The organism is Actinomadura vinacea (assembly GCF_039532545.1).
Lineage (GTDB): Bacteria > Actinomycetota > Actinomycetes > Streptosporangiales > Streptosporangiaceae > Spirillospora > Spirillospora vinacea.
In genome coordinates this window covers 365,288-383,040 of record NZ_BAAARW010000039.1, presented here as the reverse complement: position 1 = coordinate 383,040, position 17,753 = coordinate 365,288, and the positions used below count along the sequence as shown (strand labels likewise).

The following is a 17,753-nucleotide window of genomic DNA, read 5'->3' as shown; positions in this document are numbered from 1 at the left end:
TCCGCCATTCAACCGGCCCGGCAGTCCTGGCCGTTCAGCGTGAAGCGGTCCGGCGCGCGGTCGCCTCCCGTGCCGCTCCCTGTGCGCCGTCCGAGGAAACCGAACTCGACCGTCCCGCGCGGTGCGATGGTCCGGTTCCAGTCGGCGGCGGTCACCGTCACCGCGGCCCCGTCCTGTGCCTGCCCGCCGTTCCACAGCTGGGTGATCCGCTGGCCGTCGGGGAAAGACCAGGCCAGCCGCCATCCGTCGACCGGCCCGCCCAGGTTGGTGACGCGCACCTGTGCCTGGAAACCGCCCGGCCACTGGCCGGTGACCGAGTACGCCACCGCGCATCGCACCATGGCGGGAGGGCTCTGGGGGGACGTCGGCACCGGGCGCCCCTCCGAGCGGGGCGGCGGGCCGGACGGAACGAGCACCGCGATCACCGCCGCGGCCGCGGTGATCCCCGCGATGACCGATCCGGCTATGAGGAGCCGCCTCCGGTGCGGTCTCCCGCTTTCCGGAACGGCGGGAGCGGGCGCGGGCCGGTCGAGGACCTTGGTCCTGCGGTCGGTGTCGGCCTCAGCGTCGCTGTCGGAGCCGTCGGTGAACGGCTCCCTCTCCCGCACGGGTGGCGGCGGCGCGCCCAGCATCGCCGCGACCTCGTCCGCCGGGGGTCGGGCGTCGGGGCGCTCGTCCAGGCAGCGCAGGATTCCCGCGGCCGCGTCCTCGGGAACGCCTGCTCCGGCAAGCGCGTCCATGTCGGGCGGCTCGGGCCGTCCGGTGACCGCCTCCACCAGGGTGAGGCCGAGGGCGTAGACGTCGGCGGCCGCGGTCGGCTCCGCGCCCGTCCGCAGCTCTGGCGCCAGATAGCCGGGCGTGCCCAGCAGCGTGCCGTCGCCGGGGGCCGCCGCCGTGAACGCGATCCCGAAGTCCAGGACCTTGACCCCGGTCGGGGTCAGGAACACGTTCCCGGGCTTGACGTCCCGGTGCACGACGCCCGCCTCGTGCGCGGCGGCCAGGGCTTCGGCCAACCGTGCGCAGACCGCGGCGGCGTCCGTCCAGGGAAGCGGCCCGCGCGTCAACCTGGCCGCGAGGCTCTCCCCGCCGAGCAGTTCCATCACCACGAAGGGCAGGCGCCCGTCCGGCGACAGCTCCGCCTCGCCGTAGTCGTACACACTGGTGATGGCCGGATGCTCCAGCCCGGCGGCGGTGCGCGCCTCCTGGCGGAGCCGCCGGGTGAACTCCTCCGGTCCGTCCTCGCGCGGCACCTTGACCGCCACCTCGCGGTCCAGGACGTCGTCGAACGCGCGCCAGACCATGGCCATGCCGCCCGCGCCGAGCGGCGCCACGAGCCGGTAGCGGTCACCGAGATGCCGTCCGGCGATCAGCAGATCCACCTCAGAAGTCTCCCCCAGCGAAGGGTCGGATCCCTCGAATAAGGAATAGAAGGAATGGGCGGCATGGCCGGAATGGTGGTCAGCGTTCATACTGAGGGCCTGTGATGAGCGATTCCCCTCCCTACGGGGCCTATCCGCAACCGCCCGCCGCGCCGTCGCCGCTCAAGCCCCTGCTGGTGATCGTCCTGGCTTTGGCGCTGGTGCTCGTCGTCGCCGTGGCCGCGCTCGCAGCCTTCTTCCTGCTGCGCGACGAGGACGACCCGGCACAGGGCGGCCCCGCGACACTGCGCCGGCCGGTGCAGTTCCTCCACGTGCGGGCGTCCGGGCCCGCCCCGTGCAAGGCGGGCATGCTGCCTGATCCGTCCGACCGCGAGTGCCTCCAGGTCGGGTCCGGCATGACCATTGGACAGGTCGACGACATCCGTGTGAAGAGGCCCGACCCGGCGCGCGGCGTGACGGGTTTCTACGTGGCCGTCTCCTTCACGCAGAAGGACGCCCAGACCTTCACCCAGATGACGACGACGGCCTCCCGGGCGCAGCCGCCCGCGAACCAGATCGCCATCGTCTCCGAGGGCATGGTGCTGTCCGCGCCGGCCGTCGCCACGCCCATCACGGGTGGGAAGGTCGAGATCAGCGGCCCGTCCCACCAGTTCACCAGGTCCTACACCGAGAACCTGGTCCGCCGCATCACCGGCCGTTGAGGGCAGGGCCGCTCAGGAACGACACAGATCCCTTAAATGACTACGGAGCGCACATGGACGCGCTGGCATCACCGCAGGTTGGCAGCCCATACCCAGTTGGCATTAACTCTATGTAGTCACAGGGGTCGCTGATACAACTCGTGTCCCACCCACCACAAGGGAGGAACACGGGGTGAAGAAGCCACTCATCATGGGGGCCGCCGCCGTCATCGCGGCCGGCGGGATCGGACTCACCGCGACGCCGGCCAAGGCGGCGAGCAAGCTGCGGATTCTCCGGGTCCACTACAACAGCCCGGGCAGGGACGACGGCTCCGCCTACTCCCTGAACGCCGAATGGATCCTGCTGCACAACACGGCGCGCACGTCCCAGCAGCTCAAGGGCTACCGGATCAGAGACCGGTCCGGGCACACCTACACCTTCGGCTCGTTCAGGCTCGGCGGCCGCAGGAGCGTGTTCGTCCATACCGGCAGGAGCTGGAACCACTGGTCGGGCGTGTTGCCCGGGCTGGACGGCGCCGCCCTGGCGACGAACCTGCCGGGGCTGGGCCGCTCCGCGCACCGCTTCTGGGGCAGGACCTGGTACGTGTGGAACAACAACGGCGACACGGCGTACCTGTACTACCCGGGCGGCAGGCTGGCGGACTGGTGCTCGTGGGGCAATAGGGGCTCCTACAAGAACTGCTGACCGACTGGCAGGCAAACTCCCCTATCACTCCCTTCATATCCTATCGTAGGGAATGATGGAGGAGAGAATGTACTCGGTCGAGGAGGTGGCCGAGCGGCTGGGGCTGCACGTGCGCACCGTGCGCGGCTACATCCGCTCCGGCCGGCTCAAGGCGGTCCGGATCGGCAAGCAGTACCGGATCGCCCCCGCCGACCTCGAAGCGCTGACCGGACGGCCCTCGGCCGCCGGTCTCGCGCGGATGGAAGTGTCGAGCATCGTGCAGGTCGAGGGGATCGACCGGACCGCGGCCGACCGGCTGGGCACGCTGGTGCTGGCCGGGACGAACACCGGAGGCGACCCCGCGCGGCCGCTGCGCGTCCAGACCGTCCACGACCCGGAGCGGAACCGCTTGAAGATCGTGATTCTGGGCGGCGCCGCCGCCACGGCCGAGATCCTGCGCCTGCTGGAGGCCGTGCTCGGCGAAGTGACCGGAGAGGAGGCCGGCGGCGCCTGACTATTCGGGCGCGGGGAAGGAGGGGCGGCGCTTCTCCAGGAAGGCGGTGGCGCCCTCCACCATGTCGGGGCTGCCGATCGCCTGGACGAGCATGCCGAGGCCGGTGCTGAAGGAGTCGCGGGCGGCGCTCCACCAGATGTTGGAACTGATCTTGGTGATCTCCAGGTACCGGGGGCTGAGCGCCGCCAGCTCGGCGACGACGCCGTCCACCGCGTCGACCAGCCGGTCGTCGTCGACCACGTCGTTGACCAGGCCGAGCTCCAGCGCCTGCGCGGCGGTGTAGCGGCGGCACAGGAACGCCATCTCCTTGGCCCGCTTCTCGCCGATCTGGACGCCCAGGACGTTGGTCGCTCCGGTCACGGGCGCGCTGCCCACCCGCGGCCCGGTCTGCCCGAACGTCGCCGAACGCGCGGCGATGGCCAGGTCGCAGGCGACGACCAGTTCGTTGCCGCCGCCCGCCGCGGCGCCGTTCACGGCCGCGATCACCGGGCGCGGGCACTGCCGGACCGCGTCGAACAGCGCCAGCGACGAGCGGTACAGGCCGCGCATCTGCCCGACGCTCGGCCGTCCCAGCATGTCGAGCGCTCCGCCCGCGCAGAACGCGCCCGGTGCGCCGGTGATGACGACGGCGCGGGAGGCGCCGCTCGCCTCGATCGCCTCGACGGCCGCGGCGGCCATACCGGGATCGAAGGCGTTGCGGCGCTGGGGTGCGTCCAAGGTGATCCAGGTGGCGTCCGCGCGGACGTCGACCGTCACTTCGCCCATGGTGGGTCTCCTCGCCGGGCTCGGGGACAGGATGCGCTCGCGGCCGGAGTCTAACCACAATCAATGACTATGAATAGTATGTATCGCCTGGACTTGCCGACGGCGGCGTCCAGATCCGGCCGTCGACGACCCGCGGGTCGTCCTGGTCAGCCGTTCCCGCAGGGCCGATGATGTGACGACCGGGGCCGGGCCGTCGCCCCCGTGCGGCCCGGCCTTCGTCCCCTGGAGGTGTCAGCTCCCGGTCAGGCCCAGCAGCCGGGCCGCGTTGTCCTTGAGGATCCTGGGACGCACCTCGGGCTTGATCTCGAGCTCGTCGAAGTCGGCCAGCCAGCGGTCGGGAGTGATGACCGGGTAGTCCGAGCCGAACAGCACCTTGTCCTTGAGCAGGCTGTTGGCGTACCGGACCAGCTGCGGCGGGAAGTACTTCGGCGACCAGCCCGACAGGTCGATGTGCACATGCGGCTTGTGCGTGGCCACCGCCAGCGCCTCGTCCTGCCAGGGGAAGGACGGGTGCGCCAGGATGATCCGCAGTTCGGGGAAGTCGACCGCGACATCGTCGACCAGCATCGGGTCGGAGTACTTGAGCCGGATCCCGCCGCCGCCGGGCACGCCCGCGCCGATGCCGGTCTGCCCCGTGTGGAACAACGCGATCGCGCCGAGTTCCTCGATCGCCTCGTACAGCGGATAGGCCATGCGGTCGTCGGGCGCGAACCCCTGGATGCTGGGATGGAACTTGAACCCGCGCACCCCGTGCTCCTGGACGAGGCGGCGGGCCTCGCGCACCCCGGCCCTGCCCTTGTGCGGGTCGACACTGGCGAACGGGATCAGCACGTCGGGGTGCTCGGCGCAGCCCTCGGCGACCTCCTCGTTGGAGATGCGCGGGTGGCCGGTGGCGTGCTCGGCGTCCACGGTGAACACCACCGCCGCCATCCTGCGCTCGCGGTAGTAGGCGGCCGTCTCCGCGATCGTCGGCCGCCGGTGCCCCTGCGCCTTGAAGTACTCCTCGGACGCGCCGAACAGCTCCGGGCTCAGCGAGAGGCGGCCGTCCTTGGCGATCTCCGCGTGGGTGTGCACATCGATCGCGGTCAGCCGGTCAAGGTCCAGTGCCGCCCTGCCGTTCAGATCCATGATCTCCACCCATCACCGGCTCCGCCGGCGCTCGATCAACAGGAATCCTGCCGACGGAGTCTGATATCCATCAGGTTTCCTGTCAATGTCTTAGCCTGGGGCGGCGGCGTCGAGCCGGAGCGTCCGCCAGAACCAGGGAGCACGCCGATGACCGCCGTCCCGGCAGACGGCCCGAAGGCGGGCGACGCCAAGGCGCCCCCGTCACTGCTCTACATGGTCAAGCGGCTGGAACTGGCCGTCCGGTCACGCCTGGAGGAACTGGTCCGGCCGGCGGGCATCACCGCGTTGCAGTACACGGCGCTCACCGTGCTGGAAAGGCACAGCGGCCGGTCCGCCGCCCAACTCGCCCGCGACTCCTTCGTCACCGCCCAGTCCATCGCCGACCTGGTCCGCGCCCTGGAGAGCCGCGACCTCGTCCGGCGCGAACGCAACCCCGCCAACCGCCGCGAACTGCTCATCCACCTCACCGACGCCGGACGCGAACTCCTGGCCGGCCTCGCCGAACCCGTCCGCCGCCTGGAGGAACGCATGATCGACGACGTCCCCCCTCACCAGGTCGACCAGTTCCGCCAGACCCTCTCCGCGGCCTGGCGCGCCCTGTCATAGGAGGACGAACTTCCACACACTCCGCGCCGAGGGCTCCTAAGGTCGGAGCATGAACGAGCGCCCCATGCCGGCCGGTGTCGCCCTGCCCGACGAGGACGCCCTGATCCTCCCGGACGCCTGGCGCGCACGGATCCATCCGCGGCGCGGCGGGCTGCCGGTGCCGGTCGCGCCCGTCGCCGCGGAGAGGGCGGACGAGCCGGCGGCTCGGATCGGCACGTGCGAAGAGGTCGTCGCCACCCTGCTGGAGGGCGCGGGGACGGCCGCCGTCCCGCTGCTGGCGCACCATCTGGACCGGGTCGAGAAGGATCACCGGGAGGTGCTGCTGGCGGCACTGTCGGTCATCCCGTCCGACGCGGCGTTCCAGACCCTGGTGGACCGCATCGGCGACGCCGGCATCGGGACCTGGCTCGCGGCCGCCCTCGGGCGTTTCCCCGCGCGGGGGCTGAGGCTGCTCGCCCCGGTCGTCGACGCCGGCTCGGCGAACGCCGAGCGCGCCACCGACCTGGTGCGACGGCATGCGGCGCTCGCGGCCGCCGTGCTGCCCGGCCTGCCGGACAACGTCCAGAACACCGTCGGGCCGCTTCTGGAGAAAGCCGACCGGGTGCCGGACGCCCCCGCCAAGGCCCTCCCGCCCATCCTGGTCGCGCCGCCGTGGACGGTGCGGCGCACGCGGCCCAAGCAGGTCGTCCTCAACGGGCTGCCCCGTCCCGCCGAGACGTCCATTGCGTGGGAGCCGGGTGAACGCGAGCGTTGGGCGGAGACCGCCGACGAGCTGGACCCCCGCGGCGGGCGGTGGACCGACTGGGAGGAGGCGGCCCATCACTTCCCCTCCATGCACTGGTACCTGCAGCCGCGGTTCCTCCTCCACGCGCCGATCGAGGTGGCCCGCCCGCTGCTCTCCGGCTGGGAGCCGAAGTACGAATGGGACTCCGGCGACTGGGCGCGGGCCGCCGTCGCGCGGTTCGAACTCGGCATGCTCCCCATCGCGCTCCGCATGGTCGAGGCGAACGTCGAGGGCGCCGCCGGCGCGTTGCTGCCGTTCCGCGACGGGCGGGTGGCGTCCTTGATGGCGCGGACGCTGACGCGCAGGAAGGCGCGGCGCAAGCACGCGGTCGCCTGGTTCGAACGCCACGGCACGGCCGCCGTGCCCCACCTGCTCCCCGCCGCGCTCGGCAAGGCCGGGGCCGGCCGCCGGGACGCGGAGGCGGCGCTGCGGCTGGTGGCGTCCCGGCACGGCACCGGCGCCGTTCCGCGGGCGATCACCGGCATCGCCCGCGTCCACGGCGACGAGGCCGCCGCGGCGATCGAGGCGCTGCTCACGACCGACCCGCTGGAGATCCTCCCCGCCAAGATGCCGGTGCCCGGCGACTGGGCCGACCCCGAGGAGCTGCCGCAGATCCTGCTGGCGCGACGGCCTCGCCGCGCGCTGCCCGCCGAGGCCGTCCGCCACCTGTTCACCATGCTGGCGATCTCCAAGCCGGGAGAGCCCTATCCCGGTCTCGACCTCGTGCGCGAGGCCTGCGACCGGGGGTCGCTCGCCGAATTCTCCTGGGCGGTGTTCCAGCGCTGGCGGCGGCACGGCGAGATGTACGGCTCGCCCGGCAAGGACGAATGGGCGCTGGCCCAGCTCGGCCGGCTGGGCGACGACGAGACGGTGCGGCGCCTCACCCCGGTGATCCGGAGCGAGACACGGTCCGGCCGGACGAACGCCGGGCTGGACGCGCTCGTCGACATCGGCTCCGACGTCGCGCTGATGCACCTGCACGGAATCGCGCTGAAGGGCCGGTCGCGGACCCTGCGCGCACGCGCGCAGGAACGCGTCGACCGGATCGCCGCGGAGCGCGAGCTCACCCCCGAGCGGCTCGCCGACCGGCTCGTCCCCGACTTCGGGCTGGACGCCGACGGCGGCCTCACACTCGACTACGGGCCGCGGCGCTTCGCGGTCGGCTTCGACGAGCGGCTCATGCCCCAGGTCAAGGAGGAGGACGGCACGCCGCGCAAGGCGCTCCCCCGCCCCTCGGCCTCCGACGACCGGGACCTGGCGTCCGCCGCGTACCAGCGGTTCGCGGCGCTGAAGAAAGACGTGAAGGCGGTCGCCGGCGACCAGATCCTGCGGTTGGAGACGGCCCTGGTCACGCGGCGCCGCTGGCCGGCAGGCGAGTTCCGGGCGCTGTTCGCGGAGCACCCGCTGGTGTGGCACATCGCGCGGCGCCTCGTATGGACGATCGAGGGCGGCGGCTCGTTCCGGATCGCCGAGGACCGCACCTTCGCCGACGTCACCGACACCGTCCTCGACCTGCCCCGATCCGCGACCGTGGGCATCGCGCACCCGCTCGACCTGGCCGGCGGCCCGGACGCGTGGGCGGAGGTCTTCGCCGACTACGAGATCGTCCAGCCGTTCGAGCAGCTCGGGCGTCCGGTCCACACCTTGCGCGACGAGGAGCGCGCCGCCGGCCGGCTGAAGCGCTTCGAAGGGCTCAGGCTGCCCACGGCCCGGACGTTCGGGCTGCGCGAGCACATCTGGCGGCGCGAGCAGTACGGCGACGGCTTCCAGAGCGTGATCTGGCGCGAGGCGGCCCCCGGCCGCTACGTCGTGATCCGGCTCGATCCCGGTGTTCCGGTGGCCGATGCCGTGGACAGCGTGCCGGAGCAGCGGCTGGAGGGCGTCTTCGTCTCCGACCGGAAGGGCCTGCGCGCGGCGCCCGGCCCGGACGCGCGTTTCGGCGCCCTCGACCCGGTGACCGCGTCGGAGATCCTCGCCGATCTGACCCGGCTGACCGAGTGACGTTTCAGAGCGGTTCCGCGGATGCGGCCACGACGTCGCGGGCGGCCTGGGTGAAGGCGCGGATCCGGTTGTTCTCCGCCGCGCCGCGCCAGATGAACCGCCGTTCCCTGATCAGCCCGTCCGAGATCGGAATGTAGGCGATGTCGGGCCGCGTGTCGTACCTGCTCGCGTGGGCGGGAACCGGGAAGACGCCCATGCCCGCGCCGATGAGGGAGAGCATCTCCTGGACGGTGCTGAATTCCAGGCCCCGTTCGACGGCCGCACCGCCCGGCGTGCGGCGCGGGACCAGGCTCTCGTCCATGTAGTCGGGCATTCCGCGCGGGCGCAGCACCTGCTCGCCGGCGAGGTCGTCCAGGGTGACCGAGGCCCGCCGGGCGAGCCGGTGCCGGGCCGAGGCGGCGAGCACGGAAGGTTCGCTGAACAGGACGGGGCTCGCGGTGAGGTCGGGTTCGTCCACCCGGACCGGCACGAGCACGAGATCGACCTCGTCGGCGCGGAGCAGGGGCAGGAAGTCGCTGTACCGGGTCTCCACGACCTGCACCCGGCAGGCCGAGTGCCTGTTCTGGAACGTCGCGGCCACCCGGTGCAGGAGCCCGCCGACGGCGGTGCCGACGAAGCCGGCGCGCAGCACCCCGTCGATGCCGCGGCCCGCGGCGACGGCCCGCTCGACTCCGTCCAGGATCTGCCGGTGGGCGGGCCGCAGGTCCGCCTCGAGCCGGCGCCCGATCGGGGTGAGCGCGACCCGGCGGCTGGTCCGCTCGAACAGGGCGGCCCCGATCCGGCGCTCCAGCTTCTTGATCGTCTGGCTGACCCGCGCGGTGGACACGTGCAGGCGTTCGGCGGTACGGCCGAAGTGCAGCTCCTCGGCAAGCGTCAGGAAGATCTCGATGTCGCGGCGCTCCACACCACCCTCCATCGTTAATGCTCAGGTTAACGACCTTTGCACACCTGGCCGTTGTTGCCAAGCGGCTCCCGCCGGATCGTTGGAGTGCCGGCCCGGAACGACCGGGCCGCGGCACAGGGAGCGGAGCATGACCGAGAATCTGACCCTCGTGACAGGCGGCACCGGTAAGACCGGGCGGCGCGTCGTCCAGCGGCTGACCGCGCAGGACAGGCCGGTGCGGATCGGCTCGCGCTCGGGCGGGGTGCCGTTCGACTGGGCGGACCCCGCGACGTGGGAGCCCGCGCTGGAGGGTGTGGGGGCGGCGTACGTGTCGTACTACCCCGACCTGGCGGCGCCGGGCGCACCCGCGGCGGTCGGCTCGTTCGCCGAGGCGGCGCTGAAGGCCGGGGCACGGCGGCTGGTGCTGGTGTCCGGCCGCGGTGAGGAGGCGGCCCAGGCCGCCGAGAAGGTGCTCGCCGCGTCCGGAGCGGACTGGACGGTCCTGCGCTGCAGCTGGTTCAACCAGAACTTCAGCGAGAGCCACCTGCTGGACCCCGTCGTGGCCGGGCATTTCTACCTGCCCGCCGGCGAGGTGGGCGAGCCGTTCGTCGACGCCGACGACATCGCCGACGCCGCCGCCGCGGTGCTCACCCAGGACGGGCACCTCGGCCAGGTCTACGAACTGACCGGCCCTCGGCTGCTCACCTTCCCCGAGGCCGTCGCCGCCATCGCCGCGGCCACCGGGCGCGGCATCGGCTACACCCGGATCTCGGCGGCCGAAATGTCGGAGTCCCTGACGGCCGAGGGCGTTCCGGCCGACGTCGTCGAACTGCTGGCCTATCTGTTCACCACCGTGCTGGACGGCCGGAACGCCCACGTGTGCGACGGCGTCCAGCGGATCCTCGGTCGGCCGCCCCGCGATTTCGCCGACTACGCCCGCGACACCGCCGCCACCGGCGTCTGGAACGGGGACGTGACCCGATGAAGCTCGCACAGTCCATCGCACTGCCCGCCTCCGTGATCACCACGGGCCTCATCGCCGGGCTGTTCTTCGGCTGGGTCTGCTCGGTGATGCCGGGACTGGGGCGCGGCTCCGACCGCGCCTTCGTCGAGACGATGCAGCACGTCAACCGGGCGATCATCAACGGCTGGTTCATGCTGCCCTTCGTCGGGTCGATCCCGCTGATCGCCCTCGTGGCGGTGCTCGCCTGGCGCGGCCAGGGCCGGCCCGCCCTCCCCTGGATCATCGCCGGGCTCGTGTTCTACATCGTGGCGTTCCTGGTCACGATGCTCGCCAACGTGCCGCTCAACGACGAGCTCGACAGGGCCGGCGACCCCGCCCGGATCGCCGACCTGGCCGCGGTCCGGGAGCGCTTCGAGCGCCCATGGGTCACCTGGAACATCGTCCGCACGCTGGCGCACACCGCCGCGTTCGGCTGCCTGGTCTGGGCCCTGGTGGTGTACGGGGCGCACCGCGACCAACAACGCGCCGCAGGCGAGCCGTCCCCGGCCGCGGGCCCGGGGACCGCTCGCTCCGCGACCGGCACGGCGGAGCCGCCGGGATGACCCGCCCCCTCGGCCGTCAGGAGCGTCGATGGCGGAGCCAGGCGCGTTCGGCGGCCGGCGCGAGGAACAGCACGAGCAGCGCCCAGTAGTTCAGGGTGGGAACGAGCAGCGCGAGGATCATGGCGACGGCCAGCATCGCGGTCGCGGCGGCCGAGCCGGTGAGGAACTCGTGGGTCATCGGGCGGTCCTCGGACGCGACCTCGGGGTCCGCCCGGATGACGGCGTCCATCCCGGTCTGGAAGACGTTGGCGAGCAGGATCGTGCCGATGTAGAAGCCGACCGTGAACCGGTCGGAACCGTAGACGCCGACCATCTCGGTCGGGAACGGCAGCACGATGATGGCCAGCAGCCAGCCGACGTTGCACATGATCAGCGGCCGGGAGTAGGCGCGCACATGCCGGAAGATCTGGTGGTGGCGGAACCAGAGCCGCATGATGACCGCGAAGCTCAGCAGGAAGGCGTAGATCTCCGGCCGGTTCCCGGTGATCACCTCGGTGGCGCCCTCCCCCTTCCGCGCCGTCTCCGGCACCACGTCCACCAGCGGCAGGACGAGCAGGGTCACGGCGATCGCGACGATGGCGTCGGTGAACGGGATGATCCGATCGGGTTCCCTGGGAATGGCCACCGCGACGACACTGCCGGGTCAGAGGCCGCTGAGCCGGTCGGGCCGGAGGCGGAGCCGCGGGACGAGGTCGGCGGGAAAGGGGTCCAGGTAGGTCTGCCGGGCCAGGTACTCCAGTTCCTCCCCCACCGCGTGGCGGCGGAGCAGCGCGATCGGAACGCCGAGCGGTGCCTCCCCCACCCGGAACGCCTCGATCGCCTCGACGATGTCGTGGCGGCGGGCACGGTCGAGCCTGTCGCTCAGCGGGCCGAGGACGTGCAGGAGCGCGTTCACGTCGCGGCCGCGCCGGGGCCGGATCGCCAGCGCCCGCGCGAACGCGCGCCGGTAGCCGGTCTCGAGGGCGGCGCGGGCCCGCGCGCCCGACTCGGCGACGATCCGCCCCGTCTCCCGGTACCCGGCCGGGTCGTGGGCGAGGATCTGCAGCTTGTTGCGACTGTGGAAGTCGACGAGGTCGCGCGGGCGCCAGTCGGCGCCGAAGAACTCGCGCACCCTGGCCTGCGCGAATAGCCGCTCGACGAAATGCTCGCGCACGTCGGGGTCGCGCAGCCGGCCGTCCTCCTCCATGACGAGGCCGGGAAGGGCCCCGCGGATCGAGGCGGCGAACGCGCCCGGCGGCCGGCGGCCCGGCAAGCCCGACTCGACCACATAGCCGTCCATACCGGAGCCGATCCCCATCTCCGGGCCGACCGGCACCCGGTCGACGTGGCGGGCCAGCGGACCGGTCAGGAAACGGTCCCGGCCATGACCGCCGTCGCAGCCGGCGGGCACGTCCAGCAGGCAGACCGACACCGCCAGCCGCGGGCGCGGATGCTCCGTCGCCGGAGCGTGCGCTGAGACGTTCAAAGCAGCTCCTTCAGCCGGTGCAGACCGCGGGCGGTGCGCGCCTTGACGGTCCCGAGCGGGATCGCCAGCCGATCGGCGATCTCCCGTTGGGACAGCTCACCGAAGTGGGCCAGCACGATCGCCTGCCGCTGCGGCGCGGGCAGCCCCGCCAGCGCCTTCCTGACGTCGCAGCGGGCGTCGACGGCCAGGGTGTCGTCGCGCGTCGCGGCGACGTCGTCCAGCGGCACCGACCGGCGGTAGTGGCGGGCCTCGGACCTCAGCTTGTCGATGGCGCGCCTGCGGGCGATCGCCAGCACCCAGGGCTCCAGTCCGCGGCGGGCGTCGAGGCGCCGCCGCGACCGCCAGACCTCCAGGAAGACGACCTGGACGACGTCGTCGACGGCGTGGCGGGGGACCAGCCCGGCGACGTGCCTGCGCACCAGCGGGCCGAGCGCCCCGTAGCACTCGTCCAGCGCGCCCTCGTCGCCGGCCGCGAGCCGTTCCGCCAAGGTCATGATCTCCCGCCCCCGAAAATCGCTTCAAAACTTGTTCGTAGTCCAGAACGCGGGCAATCACAATCGAGGCAGGGCAAAGACCAGGGAAAACTCCCGATCGCGGCGGCGTCCGGCGGGTCAGGACGGGCCGAAGGCGGCCTCGACCTCGGCGACGGCCTCGGCCAGGCCGGCGGCGAAGCGGGCTCCGTCCGGCAGGCCGCCGCGCTCCCAGCCCGGCCCGCCCACGACGAGCCGGAACGCGGGACGGGCCCCGGGAAGCCCGGCCAGCCAGCCCGGGTCCCCGGTCCGGGCGGTCTGCGACCAGACGAACACCGCGCCGGGGCCGGTGCGCCGGATCGCCGCCGCCAGCGCCCGTTCCGGGACCCGCGCCCCCAGCACGCTCGCGGCCAGTCCCGCCTCGGCGAGCGCGGCGGCCAGCGCGTGCACCGGCAGGCTGTGCTGCTCGTCCGGCGCGCAGGCGAGCAGGACGGGACGCGCGTTCACGGGACGGGCGGGCGGCGGCACCTCCGCCAGGCAGCCCATGAGCACCGTGGACAGCAGGTGCTCGACCTCCACGCAGTCGCCGGTCGCCGCGTGCTTGCGGCCGATCCCGGTGAGGACGGGGACGGCCAGCCCGTGCCACGCCCGGACGGCGCCGTCGCGGCCGAGCGCGGTCCGCACGGCGGTGGTCATCGCCGGGACGTCCAGCGCCATCGCCGCCCGGGCCAGGCCACGGGCCTCCGCCGAGGGCGGGAGGCCCTCCCCCGCCTCCCCCAGGGGCACCCGGTGGCCGCCCAGGCCGTGCCCCCTCGGCGCGGGCGGCGCGGCGGGCGCCTCGTCCAGCGTGACGCGGGCGGCCTCACCCGGCGGGGCGCCGGCGAGGATCATCCGCTGCATGATCTCCAGCCGGGCCACGTCCTGCGGGCTGTATCGGCGGTGACTGCCCGGGCTGTGGCGGCTGGGGCCGATGCCGTACCTGCGGTCCCAGGTGCGCAGGGTGGAGGCGGCCACGCCCAGGCGCCGCGCGACCGCGCCCACGCTCAGCTCCGCGTCACGATCATGCGGCACCGCCCCGCGCCTCCAGCACCCTCGCCGTCGCCCGCCGATCCTAGGGTTCGCCAGGTCTTCGTGACGGGGCCCACCACCGGTTGCAACCGATGCCGGCCTCCGCTCCGAAGACTCCTACGATGAACACCACCATTCTGCTTTTCACCCGGGACCTGCGGGTACGCGACAACCCCGCGCTGGAGGCCGCGTGCGCGGGCGGCCAGGTCGTCCCGCTCTTCGTCCTCGACGAGGCCATCCTGTCCGGGCCGCACGCGCCGCCCAACCGCGTCCGGTTCCTGCTCGACGCCCTCGGCGCCCTCCGCGATTCGCTGCGCGCGCTGGGCGGCGACCTGGCGGTGCGCCGCGGCGACCCGGCCAGGGAGGTCGCCCGGCTGGCCGCAGAGACCGGGGCCCGCGCGCTGGCGCTCGCCGACGACCGCTCGGCCTACGCCCGGCGGCGGCTGGCCGCGCTCGGGGACCTGGGCCTGGAGGTCTCGGCGCACCCCGGGATCACGATCGCCCCGCCGGGCGGGCTCACGCCCGCGACCGGCGACCACTACCGGGTCTTCACTCCCTTCTGGCGTGCCTGGACGGCCGCCCGCCACCGGCCGGTCGCGGGCACGCCCGGGACGATCCGGATGCCCCCCGGCGTCGACCCCGGTCCGCTGCCGCGCCTGGCCGAGCTGACGTCCGGCGCGCCCTCCCCCGATCTGGCGACCGGCGGCGAGCCCGCCGGACGCCGGCGCATGGCGGCCTGGCTGGACGAGGCGGCCGCGGACTACGACCGTGCCCGCGACGACCTGGCCGCCGACCGCACCTCGCGGCTCTCCCCGTACCTGAAGTTCGGCTGCGTGTCCCCGCTGGAGCTGGCGAACGCGACCCCGGAGGGGTTCCGGCGCCAGCTCGCCTGGCGCGATTTCCACCACCAGGTCGCCGCCGCCTTCCCCGACCTTCCCCGGCGGGACTACCGGCCCCGGGGCGGCCGGCGGTGGAACCGGGACGAGGGCGCCCTCGCCGCCTGGCGCGAGGGCATGACCGGCGTGCCGATCGTGGACGCCGGGATGCGGCAGCTGCGCCGCGAGGGGTTCATGCACAACCGGGCGCGCATGATCACCGCCTCGTTCCTGACCAGGAATCTGGGCATCGACTGGCGGAGCGGCCTGCGCCACTTCGACGAGTGGCTGGCCGACGGCGATGTCGCCGACAACGCGGGCAACTGGCAATGGGTCGCCGGCACCGGCAACGACACCCGGCCCAACCGGGTGCTGAGCCCGCTCCGCCAGGCGGCCCGCTTCGACCGTGACGGCGAATACGTGCGCACCTACGTGCCGGAACTCGCCGATATCGCGCCTTCGCACGTCCATCGGCCCTGGGCCCTCCCCGCCGCCGCCCGCCGGACGCTGGACTACCCGCCGCCCATCGTCGACCTGGAATGGCCACAATGAGTTCGGATACCGGCACGCAGCGTGCCGGTCGGCCATAGGAGGAACCCGATGCAGACCGACGAGCACGGCCTGCCCACCGGCGCGGGCGGCCCCGCCGCCGTGCGGCACTACGACGCGGCGATCCACGCACTCCTTCACTTCCGCGCCGAAGTCGACGCCGAGACGAGCGCCGCGCTGCGCGAGGACCCCGGCTTCCCGCTGGCCAACGTGCTGTCGGCCTACCTCGGCCTCCTCACCACCGAGAAGGAGGACGCGCGGACCGCGCGGAAGGGTTTCCGGAAGTTCCGCGCACGGGTCGACGCCTCCCGCCTGCTCCCCCGCGAGAGGGCGCACATCGAAGCGGTCGAGCGGCTCCTCGACGGCGACCTCCTGACCTGCGGCGCCCGGCTCGCCCGCATCAGCGAGGAGCACCCCAGGGACGCGCTGGCACTGATCGTCGGACACCAGATCGACTTCTTCACCGGCGACGCCCGCTCGCTCCGCGACCGCATCGGGGGCGCCCTGTCGGCCTGGCACGAGGACGACCGGCACTACGGCCACCTCCTCGGCATGTACGCCTTCGGCCTGGAGGAGTCCGGACACTACGACCGTTCGGAGGAGGTCGGGCTCCGCGCGGTCGAGATCAACCCCAAGGACGTGTGGGCCATCCACGCCGTCGTCCACACCTACGAGATGCAGGGCCGCTTCAGGGAAGGCATCGCCTACCTCGACGCCAGGCTCGACGACTGGTCGACCGGCACGCTCTTCAACGTCCATAACTGGTGGCACTACGCGCTCTACGCCCTGGAAGCCGGTGACACGGCGCGGGCGCTGGAGATCTACGACGACGTCCTGCACGGTCCGGACGCCCGCGAGACCGCGCTGGAGATGCTCGACGCGTCGGCCCTCCTCTGGCGCCTGCTCCTGGAGGACGATGACCAGACCGCGCGCTGGGCGGCGCTCGCCGACGCGTGGGCGCCCAAGGCGCGCGAGCCGTTCTACGCCTTCAACGACATGCACGCCGTGATGTCCTACGTCGGCGCCGGACGGATCACCGAGGCCGAGAAGCTGATCGCGTCCCGGGAGTCGTATGTGGCGTCCGAGCGTCCCGGTGTCACCAACCATGCGATGACGGCGCGGGTCGGGCTGCCCGTGTGCCGCGCGCTCGTCGCCTTCCGGCGGGGCGACCACGGCCGGGTGGTCGAGCTGCTGTACCCGATCAGGCACCGGGTCAACGAATGCGGCGGCAGCCACGCCCAGCGCGACGCCGTCCAGCGGACGCTGCTGGAGTCGGCCATCCGGGGCGGCCGCTTCGACCTGGCCCGGCTGCTGGTCAGCGAGCGGATCAACGTCAGGCCGGGCAGCCCGTTCAACTGGCTCAAACACGCCGCGGTCGCCGAGGGCCTCGGCGACCGCGCCGCCGCCGCTGCCGCACGCGCGGCTCAATGCCAGTTGAGGAAGTCGTAGACGTACACCAGCACGGCACGTCATCAGCGACGCGGGCCTCGTCGGCTGTACCCGAGACGTCGCCGTTCGGCGGCGGGCTGCCATGATCGTTGATGTCCATCCGCAGGGAGAAACGGAGCACAGCGTGACGAATGACGCGATGTGGGCCGGCACGGTCACCATCGACGGTCACGAGGACGCCGAACTGGAGGCGTACCTCGCCCGGCCGCTGCATGACGGGCCGCGCGGCGGGGTGGTGGTGATCCATCACATGCCCGGCTACGATCCGGCCACCAAGGAGATCGTCCGGCTGTTCGCCGCCCGGGGGTACGCGGCGCTCTGCCCGAACCTCTACTCCCGGGAGGGCGCCGGTGTCAGCCCTGACGACCAGGCCGCGGCCGCGCGGGCCAAGGGCGGCGTGCCCGACGAGCAGGTCGTCGGGGACATCGCCGGGGCGGCGGCCCACCTCGACGGGCTCGACGGCGCCAACGGCAAGATCGGCGTGATCGGCTACTGCTCGGGTGGACGGCAGAGCTTCCTGGCCGCCTGCTCGCTGAACATCGACGCCGCCGTCGACTGCTACGGCGCCTGCGTGGTGAACGAGCCGCCCGCGGGCTTCCCGCTCAAGGCGACCCCGCTGCTGTCCAAGGCGCCCGACCTGTCCTGCCCGCTGCTCGGGCTGTTCGGCGACGAGGACCAGTACCCGGCCCCCGACGAGGTCGCCGTGCTGTCGGCGGAGCTGACCCGGCTGGGCAAGGAGCACGAGTTCCACGGCTACCCCGATGCCGGGCACGCCTTCTTCGCCACCGACCGGCCCTCCTATCGCCCCAAGGCCGCCCTCGAAGGCTGGAAGAGGATCTTCGATTTCTACGGCCGGCACCTCGCGGCCTGACCCGGAGGAGAACAC

At 72.9% G+C, this 17,753-nt stretch carries 18 protein-coding genes; 10 read left to right on the top strand and 8 right to left on the bottom strand.

The genetic code is table 11. The annotated features are described in order from the left end of the window. Positions 1 to 8: 8 nt before the first annotated feature. Positions 9 to 1,379 (bottom strand): protein kinase domain-containing protein, encoded by a 1,371-nt coding sequence (locus ABD340_RS43035; RefSeq protein ID WP_344597331.1) that lies wholly within the window; start codon positions 1,377 to 1,379, stop codon positions 9 to 11. Between the two features lie 104 nt (positions 1,380 to 1,483). On the opposite strand from ABD340_RS43035, the gene ABD340_RS43030 reads away from it, so the two are divergent. The 3 genes from ABD340_RS43030 to ABD340_RS43020 all read left to right on the top strand — a co-directional run bounded on the left by ABD340_RS43030 (position 1,484) and on the right by ABD340_RS43020 (position 3,258). Further along, positions 1,484 to 2,080 carry a SecDF P1 head subdomain-containing protein gene (locus tag ABD340_RS43030; protein WP_344597329.1) on the top strand — a complete coding sequence of 199 codons (597 nt, stop codon included), beginning with the start codon at positions 1,484 to 1,486 and terminating at the stop codon, positions 2,078 to 2,080. Between the two features lie 172 nt (positions 2,081 to 2,252). Continuing rightward, on the top strand, positions 2,253 to 2,765 hold the full coding sequence (locus tag ABD340_RS43025; protein ID WP_344597327.1) for a lamin tail domain-containing protein: 513 nt from the start codon (positions 2,253 to 2,255) through the stop codon (positions 2,763 to 2,765). 52 nt (positions 2,766 to 2,817) lie between these two features. Next, the gene (locus ABD340_RS43020) at positions 2,818 to 3,258 is read left to right on the top strand and encodes a helix-turn-helix domain-containing protein (protein WP_425547526.1); all 441 of its coding nucleotides are present in this window, start codon (positions 2,818 to 2,820) and stop codon (positions 3,256 to 3,258) included. On the opposite strand, the gene ABD340_RS43015 is transcribed toward ABD340_RS43020, so the two are convergent. Together ABD340_RS43015 and ABD340_RS43010 are read right to left on the bottom strand one after the other, a co-directional pair. Further along, positions 3,259 to 4,023, bottom strand: a complete 765-nt coding sequence (locus ABD340_RS43015; RefSeq protein WP_344597325.1) for an enoyl-CoA hydratase/isomerase family protein — start codon at positions 4,021 to 4,023, stop codon at positions 3,259 to 3,261. A gap of 231 nt (positions 4,024 to 4,254) precedes the next feature. After that, positions 4,255 to 5,151 carry an amidohydrolase family protein gene (locus ABD340_RS43010; RefSeq protein ID WP_344597553.1) on the bottom strand — a complete coding sequence of 299 codons (897 nt, stop codon included), beginning with the start codon at positions 5,149 to 5,151 and terminating at the stop codon, positions 4,255 to 4,257. 147 nt (positions 5,152 to 5,298) lie between these two features. Here ABD340_RS43010 and ABD340_RS43005 point away from each other — a divergent pair, with 147 nt between their 5' ends. After that, positions 5,299 to 5,757, top strand: a complete 459-nt coding sequence (locus ABD340_RS43005) for a MarR family winged helix-turn-helix transcriptional regulator (protein WP_344597323.1) — start codon at positions 5,299 to 5,301, stop codon at positions 5,755 to 5,757. 49 nt (positions 5,758 to 5,806) lie between these two features. Further along, entirely contained in the window at positions 5,807 to 8,542 is a 2,736-nt protein-coding gene (locus tag ABD340_RS43000; protein WP_344597321.1) for a DUF4132 domain-containing protein, read from the top strand. A gap of 4 nt (positions 8,543 to 8,546) precedes the next feature. Here ABD340_RS43000 and ABD340_RS42995 read toward each other — a convergent pair whose 3' ends face one another. Next, the gene (locus tag ABD340_RS42995; protein ID WP_344597319.1) at positions 8,547 to 9,458 is read right to left on the bottom strand and encodes a LysR family transcriptional regulator; all 912 of its coding nucleotides are present in this window, start codon (positions 9,456 to 9,458) and stop codon (positions 8,547 to 8,549) included. Between the two features lie 115 nt (positions 9,459 to 9,573). Between ABD340_RS42995 and ABD340_RS42990 the strand changes: the two genes are divergently transcribed. After that, positions 9,574 to 10,410, top strand: a complete 837-nt coding sequence (locus tag ABD340_RS42990; RefSeq protein WP_344597318.1) for a Rossmann-fold NAD(P)-binding domain-containing protein — start codon at positions 9,574 to 9,576, stop codon at positions 10,408 to 10,410. Then, the gene (locus ABD340_RS42985; protein ID WP_344597317.1) at positions 10,407 to 10,991 is read left to right on the top strand and encodes an anthrone oxygenase family protein; all 585 of its coding nucleotides are present in this window, start codon (positions 10,407 to 10,409) and stop codon (positions 10,989 to 10,991) included. The genes ABD340_RS42990 and ABD340_RS42985 overlap by 4 nt, the downstream gene beginning before the upstream one ends. A 16-nt stretch (positions 10,992 to 11,007) precedes the next feature. Here ABD340_RS42985 and ABD340_RS42980 read toward each other — a convergent pair whose 3' ends face one another. The 4 genes from ABD340_RS42980 to ABD340_RS42965 all read right to left on the bottom strand — a co-directional run bounded on the left by ABD340_RS42980 (position 11,008) and on the right by ABD340_RS42965 (position 13,997). Next, positions 11,008 to 11,616 (bottom strand): TMEM175 family protein, encoded by a 609-nt coding sequence (locus ABD340_RS42980; protein ID WP_344597316.1) that lies wholly within the window; start codon positions 11,614 to 11,616, stop codon positions 11,008 to 11,010. Positions 11,617 to 11,634: 18 nt separating this feature from the next. Then, complete coding sequence (locus tag ABD340_RS42975; protein WP_344597315.1) at positions 11,635 to 12,456, bottom strand: YbgA family protein; 822 nt, start codon at positions 12,454 to 12,456, stop codon at positions 11,635 to 11,637. Further along, positions 12,453 to 12,950 carry an RNA polymerase sigma factor gene (locus ABD340_RS42970; RefSeq protein ID WP_344597314.1) on the bottom strand — a complete coding sequence of 166 codons (498 nt, stop codon included), beginning with the start codon at positions 12,948 to 12,950 and terminating at the stop codon, positions 12,453 to 12,455. The genes ABD340_RS42975 and ABD340_RS42970 overlap by 4 nt, the downstream gene beginning before the upstream one ends. 117 nt (positions 12,951 to 13,067) lie before the next feature. Continuing rightward, entirely contained in the window at positions 13,068 to 13,997 is a 930-nt protein-coding gene (locus ABD340_RS42965) for a MerR family transcriptional regulator (protein ID WP_344597313.1), read from the bottom strand. A gap of 119 nt (positions 13,998 to 14,116) precedes the next feature. Here ABD340_RS42965 and ABD340_RS42960 point away from each other — a divergent pair, with 119 nt between their 5' ends. From ABD340_RS42960 to ABD340_RS42950, 3 genes are all read left to right on the top strand, one after another. Then, positions 14,117 to 15,421 carry a cryptochrome/photolyase family protein gene (locus ABD340_RS42960; protein ID WP_344597312.1) on the top strand — a complete coding sequence of 435 codons (1,305 nt, stop codon included), beginning with the start codon at positions 14,117 to 14,119 and terminating at the stop codon, positions 15,419 to 15,421. A 48-nt stretch (positions 15,422 to 15,469) separates the two neighbouring features. Then, positions 15,470 to 16,867, top strand: a complete 1,398-nt coding sequence (locus ABD340_RS42955) for a tetratricopeptide repeat protein (RefSeq protein ID WP_344597310.1) — start codon at positions 15,470 to 15,472, stop codon at positions 16,865 to 16,867. Positions 16,868 to 16,991: 124 nt separating this feature from the next. Continuing rightward, on the top strand, positions 16,992 to 17,738 hold the full coding sequence (locus tag ABD340_RS42950; RefSeq protein ID WP_344597308.1) for a dienelactone hydrolase family protein: 747 nt from the start codon (positions 16,992 to 16,994) through the stop codon (positions 17,736 to 17,738). Positions 17,739 to 17,753: the final 15 nt, after the last annotated feature.

Bases quoted from the DNA above. Each gene is read 5' to 3' on its own strand.
- ABD340_RS43020 (WP_425547526.1), top strand. From the start codon at position 2,818: ATGATGGAGGAGAGAATGTACTCGGTCGAGGAGGTGGCCGAGCGGCTG.
- ABD340_RS42955 (WP_344597310.1), top strand. From the start codon at position 15,470: ATGCAGACCGACGAGCACGGCCTGCCCACCGGCGCGGGCGGCCCCGCC.
- ABD340_RS42970 (WP_344597314.1), bottom strand. From the start codon at position 12,950: ATGACCTTGGCGGAACGGCTCGCGGCCGGCGACGAGGGCGCGCTGGAC.
- ABD340_RS42990 (WP_344597318.1), top strand. From the start codon at position 9,574: ATGACCGAGAATCTGACCCTCGTGACAGGCGGCACCGGTAAGACCGGG.
- ABD340_RS43015 (WP_344597325.1), bottom strand. From the start codon at position 4,023: ATGGGCGAAGTGACGGTCGACGTCCGCGCGGACGCCACCTGGATCACC.
- ABD340_RS42960 (WP_344597312.1), top strand. From the start codon at position 14,117: ATGAACACCACCATTCTGCTTTTCACCCGGGACCTGCGGGTACGCGAC.
- ABD340_RS42995 (WP_344597319.1), bottom strand. From the start codon at position 9,458: ATGGAGGGTGGTGTGGAGCGCCGCGACATCGAGATCTTCCTGACGCTT.
- ABD340_RS43000 (WP_344597321.1), top strand. From the start codon at position 5,807: ATGAACGAGCGCCCCATGCCGGCCGGTGTCGCCCTGCCCGACGAGGAC.
- ABD340_RS43030 (WP_344597329.1), top strand. From the start codon at position 1,484: ATGAGCGATTCCCCTCCCTACGGGGCCTATCCGCAACCGCCCGCCGCG.
- ABD340_RS43005 (WP_344597323.1), top strand. From the start codon at position 5,299: ATGACCGCCGTCCCGGCAGACGGCCCGAAGGCGGGCGACGCCAAGGCG.
- ABD340_RS42985 (WP_344597317.1), top strand. From the start codon at position 10,407: ATGAAGCTCGCACAGTCCATCGCACTGCCCGCCTCCGTGATCACCACG.
- ABD340_RS43010 (WP_344597553.1), bottom strand. From the start codon at position 5,151: ATGGATCTGAACGGCAGGGCGGCACTGGACCTTGACCGGCTGACCGCG.